Below are 26,353 nucleotides of genomic sequence, written 5' to 3'. Positions count from 1 at the left end.
CGAACAAAATAGACGACTCAGATATATCCTGTTAATAACTCATTTGACGAAAGTTAGGCATTTGTAAGACCTGATGAGTAAGCATCCAAGTTGTGCTGGCGACAATAGCAAGAGTGAACCACCTGATCCCTTCCCGAACTCAGAAGTGAAACCTCTTAGCGCTGATGGTAGTGTGGGGTTACCCATGTGAGAGTAAGTCATCGCCAGCTCATTATTCTAAAAATCCCTCGATCGTTGATCGGGGGATTTTTTTTCGCCTATAAAAAAATTACCATTTATAAATGTAAAAAAAGCCCGATTGGGCTTTTAATTTAATGGCTATTGCTTTGATCAGCTTCTGCAATTTCTTGGCTGCATTTTTTAACTTCGATTAAGAGATGTCCTAGCATCACATCTTTACTGGTAATGGCTACTATTAGCATTGGATACTTCTGATTTGGTATAGCACTGATCAAGGCTTTTCCATTTTCTGCATCCAAAGTAATACTTTGACAACCATTTAGATTGATTTCACCCAAAAAGGCCTGCACCATCGCTAAAATTGAACTGCTGATTGCAGCTAACTTACTGGAATTCTTCACATTTTTTTTATGTACTGAGCTTAATTCAAAGCCATCAGTTGAACATAGCATGACATACTCTAAGCCATTCACTTCATTTAGAATTGTAGTTAGCTTTTCATGTGCAAAACTGATTAAGTAATCTGGTGCTGAACGTTGTACTAGCATAATGATTCAATCTTTTTAATGAACAAAATTTACCTCAGCATTGGCGATCAATGCATCCACCATTAATAAAACATCTTCTTTAACACGTGCATCTACGAAAAATAATGGATATTTATGAGGTTGTTGCTGTTGCCAATGACGATAAATAGATGTGCTATGTGGAGTTTTTTCGTCAATATGGGTGATACCGATAATGATATTATCACTCATTGTTTGGAAGGTACTCAGATATTGTTCTAAGGCTTCAATTGGATCCTTTTGAGTATGATCGATTAGCAAAATGGTACCTAAAGCTCCTTTACAGATGACCCCCCACATAAAGTTAAAGCGTTCTTGACCAGGTGTACCATACAGACCGACTTTAATATCATCTTCAAGTGAAATTTCACCATAATCGATACCTACGGTGGTTAAGCTTTTTTGATGGGCGGCAAGATCAGTATTAACAGCTTCGGTACTCAGTACTTCAATTTGTGAAATGGTTTTAATTGCTGCACTTTTACCTGCACCCATAGCGCCTGCAAATACAATTTTATATTGTTGTAGAATCATGTAGATAACCTTGTTATAAACCTAGTTTCTTACGCAATTTTCCAAAAAAATTACGTAATGCAGAGGTGGGTTGTTCAATGGGTGCGCTTGTTGTAATTCTTTTGAAACGAGGGTCAGCTTGTTGCTCAGTAATGGCTTCTATGCTGTCACTGACTAAACCAGTGAATATAAAGCGATAAATGAACGTTAAAGGAATACCTGAATGTTCATGAATATAATCTAAATGTGCGCCATGTTGTAAGTAGGCAGCAATTTTGAAAATATCTTTTTGGTCTTTGTGTTGTAGCGGTTGAGGCCAATATTTTAGACGATAATAACCCGTATAGCTCGGTACTAGGGTCCCCACATTTTGCCACACAAAATTCCATAGACCATATTGTAGATCATAAGCTTTATTCTTATGACAAAAACGCACGACGTTATTTAAATCTGCATGTTGTATATGAATACTACTTTGTCCAACTGTGGTCAAACCATTGGCTAACCAAAATTGATTATTGGGCTTATCAATTAAGGCAATTTTGGTATCGCCGGCAATTAAAATACATTGACGATAATCTGTGCTGTTCCATAGTTTTTGTTGCAAGTTTTCAAAGTATTTATAGTGAATGCTTTCATAAAATAAAGCCCCTGTAAGTACACTTGGCGTTGGTACAAAAGCGGGTTCAATTATCTGCTGTGAGGCTTTTTTAATTTCTTCTTGAAAATCAGGAGCTTTATTCGTTTTTTTAAGTACAATATTTTCTTGAATTGGATAATGACTGTGTGGTGTTGTTGCTATAGGCGTATTTTGAATTTCATCGACAGCTTGAGTGCTTTGTAACTGTTTAAACAGTTCATCTACTTTATGGTGTTGTGGTTGGCTAGAGGGCAGCGATTGTTGTAGCTGATCAGTGATTTGATCAAGATGAGCTAAGGATGAATGAGACTTGCTGCTTTGACCTAAAATATGTTGTTCAAACCAAAAGCTAAGAGCTTTTTCTTCAATTGGTAGATAAAAAGTACTTTGAATCACTTGGCTTTGTATCAGCGGATCATGAGCAATTTTAAGGGTTTTTAAATTCGGGCGCTGACGAATAGTAACAATGTTAGGCAAGTCATAAAATAAATGACTAATGAGCAATATATCTAAAGTGGCATCATTAATATTAGTCCAATTGACACTGTACTCTTTAGGTAAAAGACGTTCGATAATACGTTTGAGTTCATCGATTGTAGTGAGTTTTAAACCAAAGACAGAAATATTAAGTTGCTTGTTCACGATAAGCCTATGTGACAGGGAGGAGAGGTGAAGCAAACTTAAGTTTGCTTCACTTTAAGCGAATCAAGAAAAATCAAGTTCGCGTTCAAAACCTTTAAGTTCATGACGTGCCATAGCAAGATTAGCTTTAGAACGGTCTAAAACAAGATATAAGAATAAGCTGTCATTGGATTCAAGTGGACGGATCAAATGATATTGCTTACTCAAAGTAATTAAAATATCTTCAATAGTATCGTCAAGACTGAGTGCTTTAGCAACCTTGCGTTTAGCACGTACCACTTCTGTGTTACCTGCTGCTGCCAATTCTAAATCAATATTAGATGTATTTTTAGTGGCAAGTGCTAGACCACTTTCGCTGTCTACTAACGCTGCTGCAACAAAACCGTCGATCTCGCTCAAGCTATCTAGAGTAACTTTTGCCATGATTTTCCCCTTAAGAAATTTTTTATCTAAATCTACGTGCTATCATAAAAATCTTGTTTAGATCTATGATCATCGTTTGCTCTAATCTAGCATTTTTCTCATATTTATCAATGTAAATATCTCTGAGTATTGAAAAAGGCTTGTGGCTTTAATTTTTATAAGTTAATAAAAAATAAGAGAATTTTTAAATAGACTTAGCATTATCTAAGTAATTATGTGATGTATGTATCACATATTAATAAAAAAACTCAATGCGACAGCACTCGGTGTTTTTGTATCAAAACTGTAGCTTAATTGAAACGGACCTATATTCCATACAGCTTAGGGAGATTCTATGTCGCAGCAGCACGTATGCAGTTCTTATATTGAGTATGGTAGTCCTGCATTTAGAGCAGTGTTATATGCTTTATTTTTGGCTGGCTTTGCAATTTTTTCTTCTTTGTACTGTGTGCAACCTATGATGCCACTTTTGGCAGATTTTTTTATCGTTTCTGCAACACAGAGTAGTTTCCCACTTTCATTTTCTACAGTTGCCCTTGCCCTTGGCTTATTGTTGAGTGGTTTGCTCTCTGACCGCTTTGGCCGTAAACCATTAATGCTCAGTGGCTTATTTGCAGCAGCATTTTTGTTAATGTTAAGTGCTATTTTACCGTATTGGACATTTTTCTTAGCCAGTCGAGTTTTCATTGGATTGGCGGTGAGCGGTGTCGCCGCAGTTGCCATGACCTATATTGGCGAAGAAATTGCAGAAAAAGATGTAGGCTTAGCGATGGGCCTATATATCTCAGGCACTGCGATTGGGGGAATGAGTGGCCGTTTAATTGCCGGAGTACTGGTTGATTTTATTTCATGGCAAAGCACGACATTGCTGATTGCGGTGATTAATTTGGGCATTGCGATAAGTTTCTATTATTTACTGCCAAACTCTAAGCATTTTACCCCTTACCCTATGCAATGGCAGCGCTTTAGTCGCTCGATTCAAAACAGCTTTGCAGATCAGAAGTTAAGGTTGCTATTTTTGCAAGGTTTTATCCTCATGGGGTGTTTTGTCAGTGTTTTTAATTATATGAGTTATCACTTACTGCAAGCACCATTTTATTTATCGCAAGTGTGGATCGGTGTGTTGTCATTAACCTACTTGGCTGGCATTTATAGTTCACCGCGTGCTGCTCAGTGGGGTAATCAGTTTGGCCGTGATCGGGTGCTACCCATGATGTTGCTGCTGATGTTAGTGGGGGTAAGTTTAATGTTGAGTGAATCTTTGTGGATTTTACTGTTGGGGTTGCTTTTATTTAGCTTTGCCTTTTTTGCAGCACACTCTATTACCAGTAGCTGGGTGGCAGTACAGGCTTTACAGTATCGAGCAGTAGGTTCATCGCTGTATTTGTTTAGCTATTATATGGGTTCAAGTATTTTGGGAAGCAGTAGTGGCATGCTGTGGGAAACAGCAGGTTGGCTGGGTTTAATTGTAGGTGTGTCAAGTCTGTTAATTCTGGGCGTGGCGATTGCTTGGCAATTAAAAGCCCCTCAGTAGAATTAAACGACCCAGGAATTAATTGCAGGGTTTTGTATAAATTATAATCAAGCAAATCTTGGCTAATTCGTGGTAAAATGCTCGGCTTTCATCTTTGATCTTATTTTTAGATCTCCTATCATCTGCCAGCCGAGAATTGCTAGCCATGTCTACTGCTTATACCATGCAGACAGCGCCAACCGCGTTGTTTGATTACGACAAATATTGGGCGTCTTGTTTTGAACCTGCGCCATTTTTGCCGATGTCACGCGAGGAAATGGATCAACTCGGTTGGGACTCATGTGATTTTATTTTAGTGTGCGGTGATGCTTATATCGATCATCCATCATTCTGTTCGGGCATTATTGGTCGTACCTTAGAGGCACAAGGCTTCCGTGTGGGTATTATTGCGCAGCCAGACTGGACAGATGTTGAAGCATTCCGTGTCTTGGGCAAGCCCAATATTGCGTGGGGTGTAACAGCAGGTAACATGGATTCCATGATTAACCGTTATACCGCAGACCGTAAAATCCGTTCTGATGATGCATATTCTCCTGATAATCAACCAAATAAACGCCCAGACCGTGCGGCAACTGTATATTGCCAACGTGTACGTGAAGCGTATCCTGATGTGCCTGTACTATTAGGGGGGATTGAAGCTTCGCTACGTCGTATTGCGCATTATGATTATTGGTCAGATAAAGTCCGTCGTTCGGTGTTGATGGACTCTAAAGCTGATCTTTTGATGTATGGTAACGGTGAGCGCTCGATCACTGAGGTCATGCATCGTTTAGCACGCGGTGAGAAAATTCACGAAATCACAGACGTTCGTGGTACAGCATTTATTATTAATAAGCATAACCGTGCTTCTAAAGCAAAATTTGTTGAAATTGCCTCTAATGATGTTGATACGGTCGGTCGTGTTGATCCAATCATCAACCCTTATGTGATGACTGAAGATTTAGAAGGCTGTGAAATTGAGCAGGGCAAAGACCTAAGCCAATATCAAGGTTTCCAAAAAGAAGTTGTGGCCAATCCAATTGTGCATGAAGGCGATAATTTGGATGAAAACACCCAGATTGTACAGTTACAGCCATCTTCAAAAGCCATTAAACATAAGTTGCCAGCACGTGAATTGGCTGTAATTCGTTTACCAGCCTATGAAGAAGTGTCAACTGACCCTGTTTTATATGCGCATGCCAACCGAATTTTGCATTTAGAGACTAATCCAGGTAATGCACGTGCCATGGTACAAAAACATGGCGAACGTGATGTATGGTTGAATCCACCACCAATTCCATTGACCACTGAAGAAATGGACTATGTTTTTGACTTGCCTTATGCACGTTTACCACATCCAGCTTATGGCAATGCACGTTTCCCAGCTTTTGATATGATCAAGTTCTCGGTGAACATCATGCGGGGTTGCTTTGGGGGTTGTACCTTCTGTTCAATTACAGAACATGAAGGGCGTATTATTCAAAACCGTTCTGAAGAATCAATTTTACGTGAAGTGGAAAAGATTCGTGATACTGCACCTGGATTCACCGGTATTATTTCGGATTTAGGTGGTCCTACTGCCAACATGTACCGTTTGGCCTGTAAAGATCCTGAAATTGAAAAAAACTGTCGTAAACCGTCGTGTGTATTCCCAGGTGTATGTCAAAACTTACATACTGATCATGCGCCGTTAACGCAGTTGTATCGTAAAGCACGTAGCTTACCGGGCATTAAAAAAATCTTAATTGGTTCAGGTTTACGTTATGATTTAGCGGTTTTAAACCCTGAATATGTTAAAGAACTTGTGACCCATCACGTGGGTGGTTATTTAAAGATTGCGCCTGAGCATACTGAAAAAGGCCCACTCAATAAAATGATGAAGCCGGGGATTGGGACTTACGACCGCTTTAAGCAAATGTTTGATCGCTTTAGTAAAGAAGCTGGTAAAGAACAGTACCTTATTCCTTACTTTATTGCAGCACATCCGGGTACGACCGACTATGACATGATGAACCTTGCGATTTGGTTGAAGAAGAATGGTTTCCGTGCTGACCAAGTACAGACTTTCTACCCATCACCAATGGCAACAGCAACCACCATGTACTACACCGGTAAAAACCCGCTTGCAAAAGTGGCGCGTTATACCGAGCAAGTTGACATTGTAAAAGGTGAAAAACGTCGTCGTCTGCATAAAGCATTCTTACGTTACCATGATCCAAATAACTGGCCAATGCTACGTGATGCTTTACGTGAAATGGGGCGCCAAGATTTAATTGGTAACTCAAAACAGCATTTGATTCCAACCTATCAGCCTGCAAGTGTTGAAGGTGAATACAAATCAGCACGTAAGAAGAACTCAAGTGTGGCAGGCGATTCAGCTAAACGTAATACGCAGTCACGTCCTTCAAATACCAAGAAGCGTCCTGAACGTGGGCAAATCTTAACCCAACACACGGGTTTACCACCACGTGAAACAGGCGATAGTAAAAAGCCATTTAGTGGCAAGCCAAAGGCTAAATCTAAACCTAAATCACGTGCTTAATCGCATAATTAAAAAAGGACGCTGAGGCGTCCTTTTTTAATGACTGTTTTATCGGAATTACAGCTTTTGTGGTGAAAAACGTCTTGTGAGCGGGTTAAAAAGTAGCTAAATTGGTGAGCATACAAAGGAATTGTATCCAACTCAGATTTTGGTCTGAGTCCCACAAAAGAATAAAATATAACAATTAGGGAAATAGAAATGTGGATGTATATACTGATTGGCATTCTTGTCCTAGGATGCTTAGGGCTATTGCTCAATCAGATTGCGCTAACTCATCGCCCCAGTGACAGTGTCTTAAAACAACGTGCGATCTTTAGTCCGCAACAGCAATTGATTTATAGTCGCTTAAAAACATTGTTACCTGAACAACATATTTTGGCACAGGTATCTTTTGATGCTTTACTCACCACCAAATATCCAAGAACGCGATATAAATACCGTAATATGGTGGCCGATTTTGTTTTACTTGATCAACATCATCATATTATTGCTGTGGTGGGCTTAAATGAAATGCACGGTTTAAAGCGTCTCAAGAATGCCCAATATCAAGATGATCTATTAAAAATGGCAGGGTACAAAGTATTGCGCTATCCGTATTTACCCGAGCTCAGTGAACTCAAGCGTGATTTTTTAAATGCGCATATTTTGCATGATCAGCAGTTTGAAACGCAGCATCGGGACAAACGCTATCAGTTGAGCCATGCCCCGATGTAGATTTTATTCAGGTTTTACTGCAACGACGGTCATTTCAACCAAAACATCAGGCTGATACATCTTGGCTTCTACACAGGTGCGAGGTAGTGCTTGTATATCAGCAACCCAAGCATCCCAAATTTCGTTAAACGCGTCATAATCTTGTTCGATATCTTTAAGATAAATAGTCACAGACATAATATGGGATTTATCTGTACCTGCATCTGCTAAAAATTGATCGATGATATCTAAAGTTTGCTGAGTTTGTCCACGAATATCTAAGCTAGTGTCATTGGCAAGTTGTCCTGCTAAATGCACCAATTGTCCTGAGATTGCAATTTCAGAGAAACGCTGTGAAACATGTAAACGTTGTACTGCCATGATTTTATTCCTGTGATTTAGGCATCGTTGCTGCTACAAGTGTAGTGAGCAAACACCCAATTGCAAGATAAATAGCCACATAATGCCAAGAACCATTGCCCCAAATGACTAAAGAGGCAGCAATCATTGGGGTAAAGCCACCACCAATAATGCTGGCAACTTGATAGCCTACGCCTGCGCCACTGTAGCGATATTCGGTACCAAACAGCGCCGTGAAAATCGGTTGATGCACGCTGACCACCATATCATGCGCCACGTTAGCCAGTAAAATTGCCCCGATTACAATTAGCCAAGTATTTTGTGCATCAAGTGCCATAAAAAATGGAAAGGCAGACAGCGCACCAATGATACCACCCCAAACGCACATGGTTTTATGTTGAATTTTGTCAGAAATCCAAGCAAAAAAAGGAATACTGAAACAACTCATCGCGCCCACCATTAAGGTGATATTCAGGAAAAATTGTTTATCCATACCTAAGTTGTTGGTGGAATAGTTTAAGGCAAAATTAGTCACCAAATACATGGTCAGAAGCTCAGTCAAACGTAAAGCAATAATATAAAAGAAGGCTTTAGGATGATTCTTAATGGCTTGTAATATAGGTAATTTTTTTGGTTCTTGCTGTGCATGTACGACTTTTTCAACAAACTCTTGTGATTCTTCTTGGTCACGACGAATCCACATGGCTACAGCAATTAATACGATGCTTGCAATAAAGGGAATACGCCAAGCCCAGTCCATAAAGGCTTGTTCACCAAGGGTAGCAATAATCAGTGAGACTGCGCCAGTTGCGAGTACCAAGCCAACTCCATAGCCCACTTGCACACCACTGCTATACAGCGCTTTCTTTCCTTGAGGTGCATTTTCGACGGCCATTAAGGCGGCGCCGCCCCATTCACCCCCCACAGCAAACCCTTGAATAGCACGTAAAGTCACCAGTAGAACTGGCGCCCACCAACCAATGGCAGCAAAATTAGGTAATAAGCCAATGCCTACAGTAGCTACACCCATCAGAATAACAGTCAGGACCAGCATTTTTTTACGACCGAGTTTGTCGCCAAAATGCCCAAAGACTACACCACCCAATGGACGGAATAAGAAGCCCACGCCAAAGGTCGCTAAAGCGGCCAGCGTACCCATATTTTCGCCAATACTAGGAAAAAATTGATCTTTAAAAATCAGTGCGGCAACAATGCCATAGAGCAAAAAGTCATACCAATCCACCACAGCGCCAACAAAGCTAGACAGCGCAGCTTTACGTGCACGTTGTTCAGGTGAAATAGAGCTTGAAGATGCAGAATGCATAAAGGAGGGAACCCAGTTATTATCAGAGATGCCCTGCAATATTCGGATTGATCGTCGCGCCAATCACAGGACAGTGTGCCAAAAATAAAGGTGATTTTCAGCATCTCAGCACATACATGGGTAATGCATTGCCCAATTAGATTAACCTAAATTGGCTAAAATGGAATCACTATTTGTTAAAAAATGTGCTTGATGCTGTTTTTTTGTGCATTACCATAAATTCAGTTGGGTTTGCTCATCAGATTTTTGCAGTTGATAGACCCCTATACCAATCAAGCGAAAACGCAGTGAGGGTTGGATTTGCATTTCTTTAATGAGTTGTTCAAGTGCTTGAGAAAGTTCAGTTATATTCTGAAAAGGCTGTTTAAAACTTTTACTGTGTTGTAATACCTGAAAATGCGGTAGTTTAAGCTTGATACTCATCCCACGTGCGGTTAAATTTTTTTCAGTTAAGCTGTTCCAGATATCTTGGATCAGTTGCGGCCAATGTGCTTGGCATTGCTCAAGGTTTAGATTGTGCTCAAAAGTGGTTTCTTTGGAAATTTGCTGTCGTTCACGCTGCGCTTGTACGGGGCGATTATCAATACCTTGAGCATATAAAAATAGCTGTTGACCATATTTGCCAAAATGCTGAATGAGCACATTTTCCGCAATAGGTTGTAAGTCACCTAAAGTTTTGAAGCCAAGCGCTCGGAGTTTTTCTTGCGTAACCTGTCCTACACCAGGAATTTTGTTTAAGGCTAAATCTTGAATAAAATTCTGCACTTGATGCGGTTTGATCACACACATACCATTGGGTTTATGCCAATCAGAGGCGATTTTGGCCAAGAATTTATTGGGTGCAACCCCTGCTGAAGCAGTCAGTTGTGTGGTTTGATAAATCTCGGCACGAATCGCTTCTGCTACTGCGGTGGCACTGGCCAACCCTTGTAAATTTTCCGTGACATCTAAATAGGCTTCATCTAAAGAAAGTGGTTCAATAATTGAAGTATATTTTTGAAAAATTTGATGAATTTGTGCGGATACAGCACGGTATTCGGTAAAGTTAGGTTCAAGCACAATCACTTGAGGACATAGTTTTTTGGCTTGGCTCATGGGCATTGCTGAGTGTAAACCAAATTGTCTCGCTGGATAAGAAGCGGCAGCAATTACCGCCCGTGGATGATGGGAAGCAATCACCACAGGTAAATCAAGCAAATCTGGACGTTTACGCAGTTCAACCGAGGCGTAAAAGGCATCCATATCAATATGGATAATTTTGCGTAAGCTCATGTTAAGGGGCTTCAATTACCTGATTTTGAATTAAAAAATTCTGCCAATCTTGGGCATTACCATAAAATACGTTGAGATCAACTGGAGTAGAAATACCGGCAATTTTACCCGTGTGACTATGTTGCCAAAATAGCCATTGAGGTTGACCTTTTAAATCCGGCAAGCCTTTATATTCACGCACCCATAGTGGCGTATTGGAAAAATGTCCAGCTAAAACAATATTGTAAAAAGCTTTAGAGGTATAAAAAATGGGTTGTTTTTCATAATGCTGATACAGCTGATCATGCATTACTTGAATTTCTTGCAGCAGTTGTTCTTGAGTGTAGTGATTAATGCATTTGCTGTCATATTCTAAATCTATCACTGGGGGAAGCGCATCGGATTTTTTAGGCACAGTGGCTATAAAATGTTGTGCTTGAGTCTTGCCATCGCGGCATAAACGGTAGAAATGATAGGCACCTACATGCAAGCCCTGTTCGCGGGCTTGAAGCCAATTCTGCTGAAATTGACGATCACTAAAATCGCCACCTTCAGTGGCTTTTAAATAGACAAATTGATATTTTTGCGGTGAAATTTTTTGCCACTGAATGTTGTGTTGATGGTGGGAAACGTCAAAGCCTTGAATCGGAAATTCTGCAGCCTGAGTTTTAGCTTGTTGAAAAACAAAAATATAGATGAAAAGGCTGACTAAAGCGACAAGTGCGAATGCCCCAACTATCCAAACCAATGGCTTGGCATGAAGCGAAGAGCGTGGCATAAGCGTTCACCTAAATCAAAGATCAAAATATCATACTCCACTATACGGCGGTGTTTTTAGGAATCTGCCAAAAAATTGCCGCTGCAATAATATTAATCAGGCCCAAACAAATCAGACTCAAATGAAAAGCTTGTTCAATTTGAGCTGTACCTAAATAGGCAGTAAACAGATTGATTAAAGTACCTGCCAACGCCACGCCAATACTCATGGCCAGCATCATAATCATGGATAAAAAACTATTGCCACTACTGGCGTTTTGTTGCGATAAATCTTTTAAAGTGAGGGTGTTCATGGCAACAAACTGCAACGAATTGAGCAGACCAAAAATAAAGAAATGTAATGCACGTAACCAAAGCGGCATATCAGCTGTAGTTAAAGCAAAACTGGCAATACAGGCGCCAACCAATAAAGTATTAATAAGTAAAAAGCGACGATAGCCAAGCCATTGAATCAGTTTACGAATCATTGGTTTGGAAGCCAGTGATCCGAGTACCGTCGGAATCATCAATAAGCCTGTAGTAAAGGCATCAAAACCAAACGCCACTTGCAGCATCAGCGGTAAAATAAAGGGAATTGCATTGCCACCCAAACGGGCAAAACTATTGCCTAAAATACCAATAGTAAATATGCGATTGGCAAATAACTGACTACGAAACAAGGCATTTTGATGACTATGTGCATGATAGGCATATGCAGCCATGGCAGCTAAACTTAACCCAACTAGGCCTAAAGAAAAATATAAAGATTTTTCAGGGTTCGCAAAGTTTTCGATCCCGAGTGATAAGCCTACCATGGCCACAAACAGCATCAAAAAACCGCTAAAGTCAAAGCGTTTAACCTGATTTTCTGTAACATTAGGCATCACTTTATAAGTCATCCATGCGCCTAACACACCCATGGGCAAATTAATTAAAAAAATCCATTGCCATGAAGCATGCTCGACCATCCAACCCCCCAAGGTTGGGCCCATTAGCGGGCCGAGTAAACCCGCTAAACTCATGAGACTCATGGCCGATAAAAACTGATTACGTGGAATAATTTTAAGCATGGCTAAACGACCCACTGGCATGAGTAGTGCACCGCCTAAGCCTTGCAAGACGCGATAAAAAATCAGTTCAGTCAAGCTATTTGAAAAAGCACAGCCTAAAGAGGCAAGAGTAAAAATCACAATGGCGGCAAAATAAATATTGCGCACTCCAAAGCGATCCGCCAACCAGCCACTTAAAGGAATACAGGCCGCCACCGATAATACATAGGCCACCACCACGCTATGCATTTGCAAAGGGTCTTGCTGTAAGTGGCTAGCAATATTAGGTAAAGCAGTATTAATAATGGTGGTATCCAAACCCTGCATAAAAAAGCCAATAGACACCAACAGCACCAACAGACGAAATTGTGGTTGTAGGGCTTGATGAACAGGAGCTTGGGTCATAGCAGATATGGGGTCTGAGTATTTTTGCTGTAGTGTAATCCAACATCTTAATCAAAACTGTAATAAAGCGCAGCCGATTGCTATTTCTTGTGACAATATTTTCTTAAGAGATTCACATTGTTTTTCATGATTTTATCTAGGATTAATGCATTTAAATCTGCAATTGGGCTAAAAGTTCATGAAATTGTCATAAAAACGCCATAAGATCGCAATACATTTATGATCTAGCAATTTCTTGTTATGACGATTGAAATCTTAATGGTCATTGGCTTCTGTTTAGCGGCCTACTCCATTGTCGGAAACGATGTACCACAAACCTTAGGTACATTCCTTTCATCTAACTCCCATCGCCCTTGGTGGGTACTGTGGATCTTTGTCAGCAGTATCCTGATTGCGGTTCTCATGTACGGTTGGTATGCCTCTGGTGTAGGCGATGCCTCTTATGGCCGACTTGAAACCATTCCCTTCCCTGAGGGTGGCATTACTTGGCTGTATATTGTACCGCCGGTTTTATTATTGTTATTAACCAAATATGGTATTCCAGTCAGTACCACATTCTTGGTGCTCACCATTTTCTCACCATCGAGTCTAGGTTCGATGATGGTGAAGTCTATGATGGGTTATGCGGTTGCTTTTATTACTGCCTTAATCATCTACCGTTTTGTTGCCAACAGAATGACGGTGTACTTTAACCAAACCAAAGATCAAGAGCACTCAACTAAATGGGTGGTGCTACAGTGGTTATCGACAGCATTCTTGTGGAGCCAATGGCTGATTCAAGATTTAGCTAACATCTTTGTTTATGTGCCACGTCAAGTGCCATTTGAATTTTTGATGTTTGCGATTGTGGTCTTTGTGGTGTTGCTGGGCGTGATTCTGTACCAACGTGGTGGTGCGATTCAGAAGATTGTTGATACCAAAACAGATGTCAATGATGTGCGTGCTGCAACCATTGTTGACTTTATCTATGCGATTATTTTATTGATCTTCAAAGAGTGGAGTAATATTCCAATGAGTACCACATGGGTATTCTTGGGTTTACTTGCCGGTCGTGAATTTGCGATCTCGATGTTGATTCAAGCTGTAGGTAAGCGTCGTACTTCACGCAATGTGAGTAAAGATGCCATGAAACTGATGTTTGGTTTAGCGATGTCGGTTATCTTAGCGACAACTTTGCCATGGTTCTATAACACCGTAACGGCATTAGCGTCTTAACTGTTCTTCATCAAAGAAGCGAGCTTCATGCTCGCTTTTTTTGTGCCTAGATGGCTACATTGTGTGGCGTAGATAAGTTATTTAATACACTATAAATCTGTTGAACATCTTCACAAACAATCAATTTAGCCCGATGTTGAGGTGGTAAAAAGCCTTCTAATACCGCATGGTCGAGCTGGGCAATTAAATGATCATAAAAGCCATTTACGTTATACAGCATCATGGGTTTTTGATGCTGATTCAGTTGCCCCCAAGTGGCTACTTCTAAAATTTCTTCAAAAGTACCTAAACCCCCAGGCAGTGCAACAAAGGCACTGGCACGTTCAGCCATAAGGGCTTTACGTTCATGCATGCTTTTAACGACGTGTAATTCAGTTAAGTAGTTATGAGCGCGTTCATAATCGAGCATAAATTCAGGAATAACCCCCACAGCTTCACCGCCGTGTTCAATCATGCTATCGGCGACCTGACCCATTAAGCCAATACTGGCACCCCCATAAACCAAGCCAAAGCCGTGTTGAGCCAGTCCTTGAGCTAAATCAATCGCGGTGCGTAAATAAATGGGGTTATTGCCCACGCGTGAGCCGCAATATAAGGCAATGAGAGGTTGAGTGGTTTGTATAGTGAGAGGATTTAATTGTTGTGGCATTTTTACTTCGCTATTCATCTTTTTATTCACCTTAGCATCTTCTTATTGTTCACTCTAGCTTATGCAATAAATATGACAATTTATCGAAAACGCAGATTTAGATACAAAATCGCGACTAAAATCACCCTGTGATAAAAAAGATGAATTTCAGCTAAATCTTGCCTATACTGAAATTCTGTTTAACAACACAGCAACCAATATGAGTAGTGGTAGTGATTGGTATCGCTCCGAGAAAATAAATTATTATTTTTTTAATCAGCATAATAATAGGGTCAACTTGCAGGAGCGTCAGCCATGATTTTTGAATGGATGTCAGATCCTGCAGCATGGGTTGGTCTGGCAACTTTAATTATTCTAGAAATTGTTTTGGGTATTGATAACCTAGTCTTTATTGCCATTCTGGCAGAAAAATTGCCGCCAGAACAACGTAATGCAGCGCGTATTTTAGGTTTAATGCTCGCTTTAGGCATGCGCCTCATCTTACTTGCCTCTATTGCATGGGTCGTTACGCTCACCGCACCTTTATTTTCTATTTTTGGACATGCCTTCTCAGGACGTGATCTGATTATGCTCTTTGGTGGGATATTTTTGCTGTTTAAAGGCACCATGGAATTGCGTGAGCGCCTCGAGAGCAAGCCCATTCAAAAAGAAGAAAATCCAGTCCATGCCGTCTTTTGGATGGTAATTGTGCAGATTGTGGTGTTAGATGCGGTCTTCTCACTCGATAGTGTGATTACTGCGGTTGGCATGGTCAAAGAATTATCCGTGATGATGTTGGCAGTGATTATTGCCATGATCATTATGTTGTGGGCATCCAAAGCCTTAATGGACTTTGTCAATAGAAATCCAACGGTAGTGATTTTATGCCTATGCTTTTTAATGATGATTGGTTTCTCATTATTGGTAGAAGGCTTTGGTTTCCATATTCCAAAAGGCTATCTATACGCTGCAATTGGCTTCTCAGTCTTGATTGAGTTTTTAAATCAACTGATGCGTCGTAACCAAGAAAAATTAGTGACCACCACCGATTTACGTTATCGCACTGCGTCGGCGGTAATGCGAATGTTAGGCGGTAAAAAAGTTGAGAGTTCACATAATCCTGATGTGTTAGCCACCCGTGCTTTTGCTGATGAGGTCTTTGCTGAGCAAAATGGCGTTTATCATAGCGTGATGGTACAAGGGGTGCTTGGTTTATCGGAACGTCCGGTAAAATCAGTAATGACGCCGCGACCTGAACTTGAATGGTTAGACTTAGATGCCAGTCCTGCCGAGATCAAAGCGCAGTTACTCAGTATTACGCATTCACGCTTAATTGTGGCACATGGTGAACTCGACAACATTGCGGGTGTAGTATTGACCCATAAAGTCCTGAATGAATATGTGGAAACAGGTGTACTGGATTTTGAAAAACATCTGCGTGAACCGGTGATTGTGCACGAAAATGCGCAAGTGTTGATGGTGATGGAACAGCTACGCCAAGCGCCACTACAAATGGCGATTGTGTTAAATGAATATGGCTCAATTGAAGGCATTGCCACACCGATTGATGTTTTAGAAGCCATTGCCGGTGAATTTCCAGATGAAGATGAGTTGGAAAGTGCAGCAGAAAGCTTAGAAGATGGCACTTTAATGCTAGATGGCTCAACTGATATCCGTCACGTATCGTTATTATTAGGGCGTGATTTGGTGGATGAAGCAGAAGAATATTCAACCTTGTCTGGCTATATCTTATTTCATTTGGGACGCTTGCCAGAAAATGGTGAAAAACTCAAAGCGGATGAGCATATCTTTGAAGTTGTTACGATGGATGGCCATAAAATCGAGAAAGTGCATATTATCCAAAATCCACAAGCCAACATTTAAGCCTTGGGCTTAGAATCAGGTTAAAATAGCTCGCATTGTCGAGCTATTTTTTTAACTTATGTCTAATGCATGCCCATGTGGTAACCCCGATTACAGCAGTTGCTGTCAGCCTTTACATTTAGGTCAAAGCGTGGCGCAAAGTGCTGAGCAACTGATGCGTTCACGTTATAGCGCTTTTGCCAAACAGCAGATTGACTATATTGTCAAAACTACTGCGTTATTACAGCAACAGCATTTGGATGTAGCAGCCATTGCCGATTGGAGCAAGGCCAATCAATGGCTGAAACTTGAAGTGGTGCAAGCACAAGAAAAGCTTGATAAAAACCATGCGCAAGTAGAATTTAAAGCGCATTATCATGATGGTAAACAAGCACAAGTGCATCACGAAGTTTCGCATTTTGTGAAACATGAGGGACTGTGGTATTTCTTAGATCCGACCAATGAAATTTTCCCTAGCATGAAGCAGCCCTGCGTTTGTGGCTCGGCTAAAAAATTTAAGCAATGTTGTGCACAATTTTTGTAACTTTTTTGACAATTTGGCTTAGAATAGCGCGCACGAATTAGCCGATATGATGGATTTCAGGCGATGTTACTTACCGTTATTTATATTATTGCGATTACGGCTGAAGCGATGACCGGTGCGTTGTCGGCAGGTCGGCGTAGTATGGATTGGTTTGGTGTGGTGATTATTGCCTGTGTGACCGCTTTAGGGGGCGGTTCGGTGCGTGACGTATTACTTGGCCATTATCCCTTAACTTGGGTGAAGCATCCTGAATATTTGGTTCTGACCTGCGCTGCGGCATTTTTTACCATTATGATTGCCAAATGGATGCGCCATTTACGTTCAGTGTTCTTACTCTTAGATGCCTTAGGTCTAATTGGCTTTACCATTATTGGCTGTCAAATTGCCCTTGAGATGGGGCATGGTTTTGTGGTCTCAGCCGTTGCAGGGGTACTGACGGGTGTCTCTGGGGGGATTTTACGCGATATTTTATGTAATGACGTGCCTTTAGTCTTTCGCCGTGAGCTGTATGCCAGTATTTCTTTTGTGGCGGTCATTTGTTATTGGTTATGTTTAAAGATAGGTTTATCGCTGGAATTAACTGTAATTGCCACTTTAGTATTTGGTTTTTCACTGCGTTGTATCGCGATTTACTTTGGGCTAGAAATGCCAAAATTCATTTACAAAGAAGATGACGAGCAATCAGCATCTTCTAAAGATGCTTCATAAATGACTTAACAATAAAGGCTGACCTGATTAAAAAATTGCAGATATTTTGAGCAATATGGCGTATAACAAAAGGCAAAATCATAAATCCTGTTGTGAAAGCAGCATGCTTCCTTTCACCAAATCAGAGATCTTGTTATGGATTTAGTCTCTCGGATTCAACGCTTACCGATTGGTAAGTTCCACTACACCTTGCTATGGGTCATCGGATTGGGCTGGATGTTCGATGCCATGGATACCGGTCTAATTTCCTTTATTTTAGCTAAAATGTCTGAAGACTGGGCCATGACCCCAACCGAAAAAGGTTGGGTGGTATCCATTGGCTTTGTGGGAATGGCCATTGGTGCAGTGTGCTCTGGCGCTATGGCAGACCGTATTGGGCGTAAAACTGTATTTGCCACCACTTTGGTTATTTATAGTTTAGCAACTGCAGCCTGTGCTTTTGCACCAAACCTCACATGGTTACTGGTATTACGTTTTATTGTAGGCTTAGGTTTAGGCGGGCAATTACCTGTAGCGGTTACTTTGGTCAGTGAATATATTCCAGCGCATGTGCGTGGTCGTTTCATTGTCTTGCTTGAGAGTTTCTGGGGCTTAGGTTGGTTGTGTGCGGCTTTAGTCTCTTATTTTGTTATCCCAAAATTTGATTGGCATATGGCCTTTTTAATTGGTGGTATTCCGGCTTTATATGCCATTGTGATTTGGAAGATGGTGCCTGAATCGATTCCCTATTTAATTAACCGCGGTCGTATTGATGAAGCACATCGTTTGGTGCAAAGCATTGAGCGTAAATGCGGTGTTGAAGTGATTGAAACGATTGAGGTTAAACAAGTTTCTGATCAAAAAGAAATCTCTTTTAAGCAATTGTGGTCAGGCGTGTTTGCACGTCGTACTTTAATGCTATGGCTGATTTGGTTTGGCATTGTCTATTCTTATTACGGTATCTTTACATGGTTGCCAAGCTTGTTGGTTAAACAAGGCTATAGCATTGTGCAATCCTTTGAATATGTCTTGGTGATGATTTTAGCCCAGCTTCCGGGTTACATTGTTGCAGCATGGTTGGTGGAATGGTGGGGACGTAAAGCAACACTTGCGGTGTTTATTGGCATGTGTGCAGTTTCAGCATATTTCTTTGGTCAAGCCGATAGTGTCGCTTTGATTGTGCTGTGGGGATGCTTACTGTCCTTCTTTAACTTAGGTGCATGGGGAGTGCTATACACTTATACGCCAGAGCAGTATCCAACCAACATTCGTGCCTTTGGCTCAGGTTGGGCAGGTGCCATTGGTCGTATTGGCGGTATTGTTGCGCCTATGGTGGTGACGCACTTAATGGTCAAAGACAACGGCTTTAGTTATGTCTTTATGATGTTTACTGCGGTATTAGTTGCAGTGGCATTGGTAATTTTGGTCTTAGGTGAAGAAACCAAGGGCCGTACTTTAGAATCAATTTCTAAGTAAATAAAAACAAGATGCTTGAATAAGCGTCATGAAATGTCGCAGATGTATTTCTGATTAGGTTTCATCTGCGACATCGCATTATAATTCAAACAGACAAAAACACGATTTTAGGACTATAGGTTGTTATGACAAGCCTTGCGCATCATGCGACAGAAAACCGCTCAGTAGCAGAATTTACCGAACAAGCTTATTTAAACTATGCCATGTACGTGATTATGGATCGTGCATTGCCGCATATTAGTGACGGTTTAAAACCGGTACAACGCCGTATTGTGTATGCCATGAGTGAACTTGGGTTGAAGCCAACGGGCAAACCGAAGAAATCTGCGCGTACCGTGGGTGATGTCTTGGGTAAATACCATCCGCATGGTGACTCTGCCTGTTATGAAGCGATGGTATTGATGGCTCAGCCATTTAGCTATCGTTATCCATTTATTGAGGGGCAAGGCAACTGGGGTTCACCTGACGATCCAAAATCTTTCGCAGCGATGCGTTATACCGAAGCTAAATTGTCGGCATATAGTGATTTGTTATTGTCAGAACTTGGCCAAGGCACCTGCGATTGGCAAGATAACTTTGATAGTTCGATGAAAGAACCGGTTAATTTACCTGCGCGTGTACCTAATATTTTAATGAATGGTACTACGGGGATTGCTGTGGGGATGGCAACCGACATTCCACCGCATAACTTACGCGAAGTGGTCAAAGGTACGATTGCTTTAATTCGTAATCCAAATCTAAGCGATGAAAAAATCGCAGAATATATTCCTGCACCAGATTTGCCTACCAAAGCTGAAATTGTCACTTCGCCTGAAGATTTGCTGAAGATTCAAACCACAGGTCGTGGCAGCTATAAAGTACGCGCCGTGTATACGGTCGATAAAAATGAAATCATCATTACTGATCTGCCTTATCAAGTATCGGGTTCAAAAGTCATTACCCAAATTGCCGACCAAATGCAGGCCAAAAAACTGCCATTGGTTAGCGATATTCGTGATGAATCGGATCATCAAAATCCAACCCGTATTGTAATTGTACTGCGTTCCAATCGTATTGATGCCCAAGCGGTGATGAGTCATTTATTTGCCACCACTGATTTAGAATCAAGTTACCGCGTTAACTTAAATATGATTGGTGCCGATGGACGTCCACAAGTCAAATCGATTCGCCGTATTTTGCTGGAATGGATTGAAATTCGTAAGGCAACCGTGACGCGTCGCTTAAATTACCATTTAAGCAAAATTGAAAAACGCCTACACATTTTAGGCGGTTTGTTGGTGGCGTATTTAAATGTGGATGAAGTGATTCGCATTATTCGTGAAGAAGATCAGCCTAAAGCTATCTTAATGGCAAAATTTGGTATTGATGAGATTCAAGCTGATGCCATTTTAGATTTAAAACTGCGTCATTTAGCCAAACTTGAAGAGCAAAATATTCGCGCCGAGCAAGAGGATTTAGAAGGCAAAGCCACGGTTATTCGTGAGCAATTGGCCAATCCAGATTCGTTAAAGAATTTAATTATTGGTGAGCTTAAAGAAGATGCCAAGAAGTTTGGTGATGCACGTCGTTCGCCAATTGTTGAGCGCCAAGAGGCCACAGCTATTAATGAACAAGATATGCTGCCAGCAGATCCTGTGACTGTCGTGATTTCAGAAGCCGGTTGGGTGCGCTGTGCCAAAGGCCATGAGGTTGATGTCGAAAATCTGAACTTTCGCGCCGGTGATCAATATTTAAGTCATGCACAAGGTAAATCTAATCAGCGTGCCTATATCTTAGATGAAACTGGGCGTAGTTATGCCTTAGCTATTAACCAATTGCCATCAGCGCGTGGTTTTGGTGAACCTTTAAGTTCAAAACTCAGTCCTGCAAATGGGGTGGGTTTTAAGCAGGTATTTATTGCTGAAGATGACGCTGAAATTTTGGTGTTAAGCAGTAAAGGTTTTGGTTTTAAAACCCAAGCGAAACAGCTAGATACCAGTGCTAAAGCCGGTAAAGCCTTTTTAAGTTTGCCAGAAAATAGCCATGTGTTAGAGATTCAAGCCATTGAGCAGTTTAGCCATGTTGCGCTATTAACCTCAGGTGGTAGAGTAGCTGTGATTGATCTGGCAGAATTACCAATTCTCAACAAAGGTAAGGGTAATAAACTGATACAACTCGAACAACAAGAGCAGTTGCTGTCTGTGTTACTTTTAAATTTAGATGAAGTAATTCATGTGGTTGCAGGGCAACAGCAGCTCAAGCTTAAAGGCGACGACTTGGCGAAATACGTCGCGAAGCGCGCGTCAAAAGGGCAACTGTTACCACGGGGTTATCAGAAAGCCAGTAAACTGTTCGTTCAAAGATAATGCTGGTATTTTGTCCCTGATATCCGTATATACTTGAATCGTGAAGATGGAAGCAATGCTGCACATTACACGTACAACAATGAGTGCAGCATTGAAAACAAGAGCAAAGACACAAGATGAGTTGGAGATAATTGGGATTATGGAAAAGATCTGGTTAGCTGAGTATCAAAAAACAGGAATTCCTGAAACTGTTGCATTGCCAGCGGAAAATACGTCCTTAGTGGATATTTTTGAAAGTAATTTCCAAAAGTTTGGTTCACGCGATGCCTTTATTTTTATGGATAAAGCGTTAACCTTTAGCGAGTTGGAAGAAGCGAGTCGCAAATTTGCTGCGTATTTGCAAGCTTTAAACTTAGCCAAAGGCACACGCGTTGCGGTGATGATGCCAAATGTTCTCCAATATCCTGTGGTTGCACTTGGAGTATTACGTGCGGGTTTAGTTTTGGTGAATGTGAATCCATTGTATACCGCCCGTGAGCTTGAGCATCAGCTCAATGACTCTGGTGCTGAAGTTCTAGTGATTATTGAAAACTTTGCCCATGTCTATCAAAAAATTATGGGTAAAACGCCAGTTAAGCATGTGGTCGTGGCATCTGTGGGTGATATGCTAGGTATGCTAAAAGGCACGCTGGTCAACTTTGTATTACGTTCAGTACGTAAACAAATTCCAGCTTGGGAGATTCCAAACCACGTTAAATTTAACGCAGCGATGGCCAAAGCCAGCGCCAGCCAATATAAGCGTCCAAGCCTAACTTTAAGTGATACGGCGGTATTACAATACACGGGTGGTACAACCGGTGTGTCTAAAGGTGCGGAACTGACTCATCGTAATTTAGTGGCTAACTTGCTGCAATGTGATGGGATTTTCCAAAGTAAATTTGGCAACCAAGACGGTGCACCAGACGACCGTATTTTCTGTGCTTTACCGTTGTATCACATTTTTGCCTTTATGGTCTGTGCCATGTATGGCATGTATAAAGGTCAAGCCAATGTGTTAATTCCAAATCCGCGTGATTTACCTGCGGTGATGAAAGAATTACGCAAATACCAACCGACCTTTTTCCCTGCGGTCAATACGCTATTTAATGCCTTAGTCAACAATGATGAGTTTAAACAGCTTGATCATAGTCGTTTAAAAATGGCGATGGGTGGTGGTATGGCAGTGTTGCCTTCAACTGCTGAAGCATGGAAAAAGATTACCGGAACGAACATTGTTGAAGGTTATGGCCTATCTGAGACCTCACCTGTAGCAACAGCAAATCCACCTGCTTCAAATGAGTTTAGTGGCACCATTGGTATTCCACTGCCATTAACTGAAGTAGCGATTTTAGATGATGATGGCAATGAAGTAGCACTTGGTGAGCAAGGCGAAATTTGTATTCGTGGTCCACAGGTCATGAAAGGCTATTGGAATCGTCCAGATGAAACCGCCAAAGTGATGGTCAATGGTTTCTTCCGTACCGGTGATATTGGTATTATGAATGATCGTGGTTATGTCAAAATTGTCGATCGTAAAAAAGACATGATTTTAGTGTCTGGATTTAATGTTTATCCATCTGAAATTGAAGAAGTGGTAGCCAAACATCCAAAAGTATTGGAAGTAGCAGCCATTGGGGTTGCAGATGAAAAATCAGGCGAAGTACCTAAACTGTTTGTGGTGAAAAAAGATCCGTCTTTAACCACAGAAGAAGTTTTGGCCTTTGCTAAAGAAAATCTAACTGGCTATAAACGTCCGCGTTATGTTGAGTTTTTGGATGAGTTACCAAAATCCAATGTAGGTAAAATTCTACGTAAAGATTTACGTAAATCAGCTTAAAAAGAAGCGCCTTTCAGGCGCTTTTTTTATTTTTTCATCAACCAACGGTCAATATAAGGACGACCTAGTCCAATAATCCATAAGAATAAAATCATGGTGCCACATTGGCGTCCAAAGGCATCTAAATTAAAGCCATTGCCATAACTATACAGATTGTCAGCCAAGCAATACACAATCACAATAGTCGCCCAGTGCCAAAGTACTTTACGTTTAATGCCAACCATCCAAAAAGCCAAGGTCATCGTGATGATAGTGCCTAAGGTGGAAAGAATATTAAAGTTAGCGCAAATCATGGCCAGTAAAAAAGCCACAACTGGTAAAACGATTTTAAGTACGCCATCAACGCGTTGCTGATGTAATTTTTGCTGCTCGAGGACAGCAAACATTTTCTGTTGTTCTTGATCGTTCATAACCCAACCTAAGTGCAATTGTAGCAAAGGCTCTATTTAACAAAATTGCCATGCTATGATGCAAGCTTAGCGCAACTTGAGAATGAATATAGATGCAAAGCATAAGTGGAATTATTTATCTGATTTTAATTGCCTGCTTATTACCCTATGTATTTGCGGTCATTGCCAAAGTAGCAGGGGGCTTTCGTGCTCAAGATAACCAAAATCCACGTGAATTTTTAAGTAAAACCACAGGTTTGGCTGCACGTGCCCATGCCGTCCAGCAAAATAGCTTTGAAGGCTTACCCTTATTTATTGCTGCAATCTTAATTGCTGAATATATGGTATTGCCACAAAGTATCATCATGACTTTTGGTATTGCTTATATCGTATTACGTATCATCTATGGTCTATGCTATGTGTTGAATTGGGCAACGCTACGTTCGATTGTGTGGTTTATGGCGTTATCGTGTCCAGTTTTATTATTGTTGCTGGTGATTAAGCTGACAGTGGGCTAAAAAATCCTGTCTAGCGGTGTATAATCGCTGCGTGATTGAAAGGCAAAGTCGCTATAATTGCGCTTTGAAATACAGCTTAATTTGAGAGTGATGCTATGAGCTACAGCAACATCCCAGCGGGTAAAGACGCACCAAACGATATCTACGTAATCATTGAAATTCCTGCAAACGCAGCACCAATTAAATACGAAATCGACAAAGATTCTGACGCATTGTTTGTAGACCGTTTCATGGGTACAGCAATGTTCTACCCAGCAAACTACGGTTATGTGCCAAACACATTATCACTTGATGGTGACCCATTAGACGTACTTGTTGTGACGCCACACCCTGTAGAACCAGGTTCTGTGATTCGTTGCCGTCCTGTAGGTAAACTGAACATGGAAGATGATGGTGGTGTTGACGCGAAACTTGTTGCGGTGCCACATGACAAATTAACGCCAATCTACAAAGACGTTCAAGAATATACTGATCTGCCTCCACTATTGATCAGCCAAATCGAACATTTCTTCCAACACTACAAAGACTTAGAACCAGGCAAATGGGTGAAGTTAAGTGGTTGGGAAGGTGCTGATGTTGCAAAACAAGAAGTACTCAGCTCAATTTCAGCTTATGCAGAAGCAAACAAATAATTTTAAATAAATTATTTGAAAATAAAAAAACCTGCACACTGTGCAGGTTTTTTTATGGGTATATATTCTTAAAAATTAAAATAATTTTACAGGAATATCTAACCAAATACGCCATTCGTTGGTGTCTGCCATGTAAGCATCGTTATAGGCTTGATCAGCACGGTAGTATGAGTGACGTAGGCGCAAGCTTGCATCTTTCATTGCACCAGATTGTACGGTGTATTTGACCTGGTTAAAGAATTCGCTTTCTTTCGCATTGTCAGTGGTCATGTTACCGTTATTGTCGGTGGCTTTAATGTCCCAACCATATACATAGGCGGCAGTCCAATTTAAACCTGGAAGACCATGATTCTTAAAGTTGTAGTTGTATTGTAGGCCTAATGATTTTTCATCGTTACCAATGAAGTCAGAAAGGTATGAGTTTGGTAGGTAAATACTTTGTACACCATCAGCATTACCACCGTAGTCATAGCCTACGTTACCTGAGTTTTGTTGGTACGCTAAAGCAACGTTATGTACGTCTTTGCTATAGCTAGTCGAAACTGCCCAAATTGAGTTTTGAGTTTCTTGTGTTAAAGGATCAGCGACAATTGCTGAGTAAGTGGTCCCTGGCTCAAAATCAGTGTGATAACCACTAAAGTCAAAGTTTAATGAGGCATCATTTTTTAAGCCATGGGTATAGTTTAGGTTGGCATAGTGACGTTCTAATTTGTCCTTAACCTCTGTACCCCAGTAAGATGCATTTAAGTCATCATTAAACGTGTATTTTGCACCCCAAACTACAGCACGGTCTAGTTTATTGCCATCAGAGTTAATTTGATCAGAATATTGGTTTTTAGTGAATTTACCTGCGGTCAATTCTAGGTTTTCAATTTCATTACTGGTGACTAACACGCCTTCAAAATATTCAGGCACTAAACGTGCTGTATTTGACGCAAGTACAGGAATATCTAAAACTTGAGTACCATAAACTGCAGTGGTATTTGAAATACGTGCTTTTACATACGCACCACCACGTGCCCAATGATCATAGGCATCGCCTGGTGTACCATCCGCATTTGGGTTATGGCGTGGAATCATGCCATTGCCCGCATTTTTGTTTTCGCCAAGTTTAATTGACGCATCACCAATAATACCCGCACCAAAACCAACAACACCTTGGGTAAAGCCAGAATCAAGTTTTACAATTGCAGTCTGTGCAGTAGAACTGGTGTCTGTGTTACTGTCTTTCTTATCACGGTTTAAAAAACCAGTGCGGAAAAGTACGGTGCCTTCCGCACCTTCAACAAAGCCTTTCGCTTCGCTTTGTTCACTTGCGTATACAGATGAAATCAATGCAGCTTGGATGAAAACTGCCAAGGTAAGTTTTTGCATTGGGAGAGA

At 41.0% G+C, this 26,353-nt stretch carries 24 protein-coding genes and 1 rRNA gene; 13 read left to right on the top strand and 12 right to left on the bottom strand.

Going from position 1 to position 26,353, the window contains the following annotated elements; genetic code table 11:
- The first annotated feature begins 94 nt into the window (after nt 1–94).
- Nucleotides 95–209: ribosomal RNA gene (rrf, locus tag AC5YCD_RS11495) — 5S ribosomal RNA — on the top strand.
- Between the two features lie 102 nt (nt 210–311).
- Here the strand turns inward: rrf and AC5YCD_RS11490 are convergent.
- The 4 genes from AC5YCD_RS11490 to AC5YCD_RS11475 all read right to left on the bottom strand — a co-directional run bounded on the left by AC5YCD_RS11490 (nt 312) and on the right by AC5YCD_RS11475 (nt 2,964).
- Nucleotides 312–728 carry a roadblock/LC7 domain-containing protein gene (locus tag AC5YCD_RS11490; RefSeq protein ID WP_496130157.1) on the bottom strand — a complete coding sequence of 139 codons (417 nt, stop codon included), beginning with the start codon at nt 726–728 and terminating at the stop codon, nt 312–314.
- 15 nt (nt 729–743) lie between these two features.
- Nucleotides 744–1,280: a GTP-binding protein gene (locus tag AC5YCD_RS11485; protein ID WP_496130156.1), complete on the bottom strand. Its 537-nt coding sequence runs from the start codon at nt 1,278–1,280 to the stop codon at nt 744–746.
- A gap of 13 nt (nt 1,281–1,293) precedes the next feature.
- Nucleotides 1,294–2,541, bottom strand: coding sequence for a hypothetical protein (locus AC5YCD_RS11480; protein WP_496130155.1), 1,248 nt, complete (start codon nt 2,539–2,541; stop codon nt 1,294–1,296).
- Between the two features lie 63 nt (nt 2,542–2,604).
- Nucleotides 2,605–2,964: a roadblock/LC7 domain-containing protein gene (locus tag AC5YCD_RS11475; protein WP_496130154.1), complete on the bottom strand. Its 360-nt coding sequence runs from the start codon at nt 2,962–2,964 to the stop codon at nt 2,605–2,607.
- A 334-nt stretch (nt 2,965–3,298) separates the two neighbouring features.
- Between AC5YCD_RS11475 and AC5YCD_RS11470 the strand changes: the two genes are divergently transcribed.
- The 3 genes from AC5YCD_RS11470 (at nt 3,299) to AC5YCD_RS11460 (ending at nt 7,733) form a co-directional block, all read left to right on the top strand.
- Entirely contained in the window at nt 3,299–4,498 is a 1,200-nt protein-coding gene (locus AC5YCD_RS11470) for an MFS transporter (RefSeq protein WP_496130153.1), read from the top strand.
- Nucleotides 4,499–4,643: 145 nt separating this feature from the next.
- On the top strand, nt 4,644–7,019 hold the full coding sequence (locus tag AC5YCD_RS11465) for a YgiQ family radical SAM protein (RefSeq protein WP_496130152.1): 2,376 nt from the start codon (nt 4,644–4,646) through the stop codon (nt 7,017–7,019).
- A gap of 198 nt (nt 7,020–7,217) precedes the next feature.
- Nucleotides 7,218–7,733 (top strand): DUF2726 domain-containing protein, encoded by a 516-nt coding sequence (locus AC5YCD_RS11460; protein WP_496130151.1) that lies wholly within the window; start codon nt 7,218–7,220, stop codon nt 7,731–7,733.
- 3 nt (nt 7,734–7,736) lie between these two features.
- Here AC5YCD_RS11460 and AC5YCD_RS11455 read toward each other — a convergent pair whose 3' ends face one another.
- From AC5YCD_RS11455 to mdtD, 5 genes are all read right to left on the bottom strand, one after another.
- The gene (locus tag AC5YCD_RS11455) at nt 7,737–8,093 is read right to left on the bottom strand and encodes a RidA family protein (protein ID WP_496130150.1); all 357 of its coding nucleotides are present in this window, start codon (nt 8,091–8,093) and stop codon (nt 7,737–7,739) included.
- A gap of 4 nt (nt 8,094–8,097) precedes the next feature.
- Entirely contained in the window at nt 8,098–9,396 is a 1,299-nt protein-coding gene (gene shiA / locus AC5YCD_RS11450) for a shikimate transporter (RefSeq protein ID WP_496130149.1), read from the bottom strand.
- 210 nt (nt 9,397–9,606) lie between these two features.
- On the bottom strand, nt 9,607–10,668 hold the full coding sequence (gene dinB, locus AC5YCD_RS11445; RefSeq protein ID WP_496130148.1) for a DNA polymerase IV: 1,062 nt from the start codon (nt 10,666–10,668) through the stop codon (nt 9,607–9,609).
- Nucleotide 10,669: 1 nt separating this feature from the next.
- Nucleotides 10,670–11,425 (bottom strand): glycoside hydrolase family 25 protein, encoded by a 756-nt coding sequence (locus tag AC5YCD_RS11440; RefSeq protein ID WP_496130147.1) that lies wholly within the window; start codon nt 11,423–11,425, stop codon nt 10,670–10,672.
- 40 nt (nt 11,426–11,465) lie between these two features.
- On the bottom strand, nt 11,466–12,857 hold the full coding sequence (gene mdtD / locus AC5YCD_RS11435) for a multidrug transporter subunit MdtD (protein WP_496130146.1): 1,392 nt from the start codon (nt 12,855–12,857) through the stop codon (nt 11,466–11,468).
- Nucleotides 12,858–13,097: 240 nt separating this feature from the next.
- On the opposite strand from mdtD, the gene AC5YCD_RS11430 reads away from it, so the two are divergent.
- Nucleotides 13,098–14,072 (top strand): hypothetical protein, encoded by a 975-nt coding sequence (locus tag AC5YCD_RS11430; protein WP_496130145.1) that lies wholly within the window; start codon nt 13,098–13,100, stop codon nt 14,070–14,072.
- 46 nt (nt 14,073–14,118) lie between these two features.
- Here AC5YCD_RS11430 and AC5YCD_RS11425 read toward each other — a convergent pair whose 3' ends face one another.
- Nucleotides 14,119–14,739: an LOG family protein gene (locus tag AC5YCD_RS11425; protein WP_496130144.1), complete on the bottom strand. Its 621-nt coding sequence runs from the start codon at nt 14,737–14,739 to the stop codon at nt 14,119–14,121.
- Nucleotides 14,740–15,015: 276 nt separating this feature from the next.
- On the opposite strand from AC5YCD_RS11425, the gene AC5YCD_RS11420 reads away from it, so the two are divergent.
- From AC5YCD_RS11420 to AC5YCD_RS11395, 6 genes are all read left to right on the top strand, one after another.
- A complete protein-coding gene (locus AC5YCD_RS11420; RefSeq protein WP_496130143.1) occupies nt 15,016–16,584 on the top strand; it encodes a TerC family protein in 1,569 nt (522 codons plus the stop codon).
- Nucleotides 16,585–16,642: 58 nt separating this feature from the next.
- Nucleotides 16,643–17,107 carry a YchJ family protein gene (locus AC5YCD_RS11415; RefSeq protein ID WP_496130142.1) on the top strand — a complete coding sequence of 155 codons (465 nt, stop codon included), beginning with the start codon at nt 16,643–16,645 and terminating at the stop codon, nt 17,105–17,107.
- 63 nt (nt 17,108–17,170) lie between these two features.
- On the top strand, nt 17,171–17,815 hold the full coding sequence (locus AC5YCD_RS11410; RefSeq protein WP_496130141.1) for a trimeric intracellular cation channel family protein: 645 nt from the start codon (nt 17,171–17,173) through the stop codon (nt 17,813–17,815).
- 135 nt (nt 17,816–17,950) lie between these two features.
- A complete protein-coding gene (gene niaP / locus AC5YCD_RS11405; protein WP_496130140.1) occupies nt 17,951–19,270 on the top strand; it encodes a niacin transporter NiaP in 1,320 nt (439 codons plus the stop codon).
- Nucleotides 19,271–19,395: 125 nt separating this feature from the next.
- On the top strand, nt 19,396–21,615 hold the full coding sequence (parC, locus tag AC5YCD_RS11400; RefSeq protein ID WP_496130139.1) for a DNA topoisomerase IV subunit A: 2,220 nt from the start codon (nt 19,396–19,398) through the stop codon (nt 21,613–21,615).
- A gap of 139 nt (nt 21,616–21,754) precedes the next feature.
- On the top strand, nt 21,755–23,431 hold the full coding sequence (locus tag AC5YCD_RS11395) for a long-chain-fatty-acid--CoA ligase (protein ID WP_496130138.1): 1,677 nt from the start codon (nt 21,755–21,757) through the stop codon (nt 23,429–23,431).
- 26 nt (nt 23,432–23,457) lie between these two features.
- Here the strand turns inward: AC5YCD_RS11395 and AC5YCD_RS11390 are convergent, their stop codons facing one another.
- On the bottom strand, nt 23,458–23,841 hold the full coding sequence (locus AC5YCD_RS11390) for a hypothetical protein (RefSeq protein ID WP_496130137.1): 384 nt from the start codon (nt 23,839–23,841) through the stop codon (nt 23,458–23,460).
- A gap of 92 nt (nt 23,842–23,933) precedes the next feature.
- On the opposite strand from AC5YCD_RS11390, the gene AC5YCD_RS11385 reads away from it, so the two are divergent.
- Entirely contained in the window at nt 23,934–24,338 is a 405-nt protein-coding gene (locus AC5YCD_RS11385) for an MAPEG family protein (protein WP_496130136.1), read from the top strand.
- 95 nt (nt 24,339–24,433) lie between these two features.
- Nucleotides 24,434–24,970, top strand: a complete 537-nt coding sequence (ppa, locus tag AC5YCD_RS11380; RefSeq protein ID WP_496130135.1) for an inorganic diphosphatase — start codon at nt 24,434–24,436, stop codon at nt 24,968–24,970.
- A 75-nt stretch (nt 24,971–25,045) separates the two neighbouring features.
- Here the strand turns inward: ppa and AC5YCD_RS11375 are convergent, their stop codons facing one another.
- Entirely contained in the window at nt 25,046–26,344 is a 1,299-nt protein-coding gene (locus AC5YCD_RS11375; protein WP_496130134.1) for an OprD family outer membrane porin, read from the bottom strand.
- Between the last annotated feature and the right edge of the window lie 9 nt (nt 26,345–26,353).

It is taken from the genome of Acinetobacter sp. CY05, from assembly GCF_059515805.1.
This window is presented reverse-complemented; position numbering and strand designations above follow the sequence as displayed.

Excerpts from the sequence above, each read along its gene's own strand:
- dinB (WP_496130148.1), bottom strand. The coding sequence starts at position 10,668 with ATGAGCTTACGCAAAATTATCCATATTGATATGGATGCCTTTTACGCC.
- AC5YCD_RS11465 (WP_496130152.1), top strand. The coding sequence starts at position 4,644 with ATGTCTACTGCTTATACCATGCAGACAGCGCCAACCGCGTTGTTTGAT.
- AC5YCD_RS11375 (WP_496130134.1), bottom strand. The coding sequence starts at position 26,344 with ATGCAAAAACTTACCTTGGCAGTTTTCATCCAAGCTGCATTGATTTCA.
- AC5YCD_RS11460 (WP_496130151.1), top strand. The coding sequence starts at position 7,218 with ATGTGGATGTATATACTGATTGGCATTCTTGTCCTAGGATGCTTAGGG.
- AC5YCD_RS11390 (WP_496130137.1), bottom strand. The coding sequence starts at position 23,841 with ATGAACGATCAAGAACAACAGAAAATGTTTGCTGTCCTCGAGCAGCAA.
- ppa (WP_496130135.1), top strand. The coding sequence starts at position 24,434 with ATGAGCTACAGCAACATCCCAGCGGGTAAAGACGCACCAAACGATATC.
- AC5YCD_RS11410 (WP_496130141.1), top strand. The coding sequence starts at position 17,171 with ATGTTACTTACCGTTATTTATATTATTGCGATTACGGCTGAAGCGATG.
- AC5YCD_RS11490 (WP_496130157.1), bottom strand. The coding sequence starts at position 728 with ATGCTAGTACAACGTTCAGCACCAGATTACTTAATCAGTTTTGCACAT.
- AC5YCD_RS11385 (WP_496130136.1), top strand. The coding sequence starts at position 23,934 with ATGCAAAGCATAAGTGGAATTATTTATCTGATTTTAATTGCCTGCTTA.
- AC5YCD_RS11425 (WP_496130144.1), bottom strand. The coding sequence starts at position 14,739 with ATGAATAGCGAAGTAAAAATGCCACAACAATTAAATCCTCTCACTATA.
- AC5YCD_RS11485 (WP_496130156.1), bottom strand. The coding sequence starts at position 1,280 with ATGATTCTACAACAATATAAAATTGTATTTGCAGGCGCTATGGGTGCA.
- AC5YCD_RS11470 (WP_496130153.1), top strand. The coding sequence starts at position 3,299 with ATGTCGCAGCAGCACGTATGCAGTTCTTATATTGAGTATGGTAGTCCT.
- shiA (WP_496130149.1), bottom strand. The coding sequence starts at position 9,396 with ATGCATTCTGCATCTTCAAGCTCTATTTCACCTGAACAACGTGCACGT.
- AC5YCD_RS11475 (WP_496130154.1), bottom strand. The coding sequence starts at position 2,964 with ATGGCAAAAGTTACTCTAGATAGCTTGAGCGAGATCGACGGTTTTGTT.
- AC5YCD_RS11455 (WP_496130150.1), bottom strand. The coding sequence starts at position 8,093 with ATGGCAGTACAACGTTTACATGTTTCACAGCGTTTCTCTGAAATTGCA.
- parC (WP_496130139.1), top strand. The coding sequence starts at position 19,396 with ATGACAAGCCTTGCGCATCATGCGACAGAAAACCGCTCAGTAGCAGAA.
- AC5YCD_RS11430 (WP_496130145.1), top strand. The coding sequence starts at position 13,098 with ATGACGATTGAAATCTTAATGGTCATTGGCTTCTGTTTAGCGGCCTAC.
- niaP (WP_496130140.1), top strand. The coding sequence starts at position 17,951 with ATGGATTTAGTCTCTCGGATTCAACGCTTACCGATTGGTAAGTTCCAC.
- AC5YCD_RS11440 (WP_496130147.1), bottom strand. The coding sequence starts at position 11,425 with ATGCCACGCTCTTCGCTTCATGCCAAGCCATTGGTTTGGATAGTTGGG.
- AC5YCD_RS11395 (WP_496130138.1), top strand. The coding sequence starts at position 21,755 with ATGGAAAAGATCTGGTTAGCTGAGTATCAAAAAACAGGAATTCCTGAA.
- AC5YCD_RS11420 (WP_496130143.1), top strand. The coding sequence starts at position 15,016 with ATGATTTTTGAATGGATGTCAGATCCTGCAGCATGGGTTGGTCTGGCA.
- mdtD (WP_496130146.1), bottom strand. The coding sequence starts at position 12,857 with ATGACCCAAGCTCCTGTTCATCAAGCCCTACAACCACAATTTCGTCTG.
- AC5YCD_RS11415 (WP_496130142.1), top strand. The coding sequence starts at position 16,643 with ATGTCTAATGCATGCCCATGTGGTAACCCCGATTACAGCAGTTGCTGT.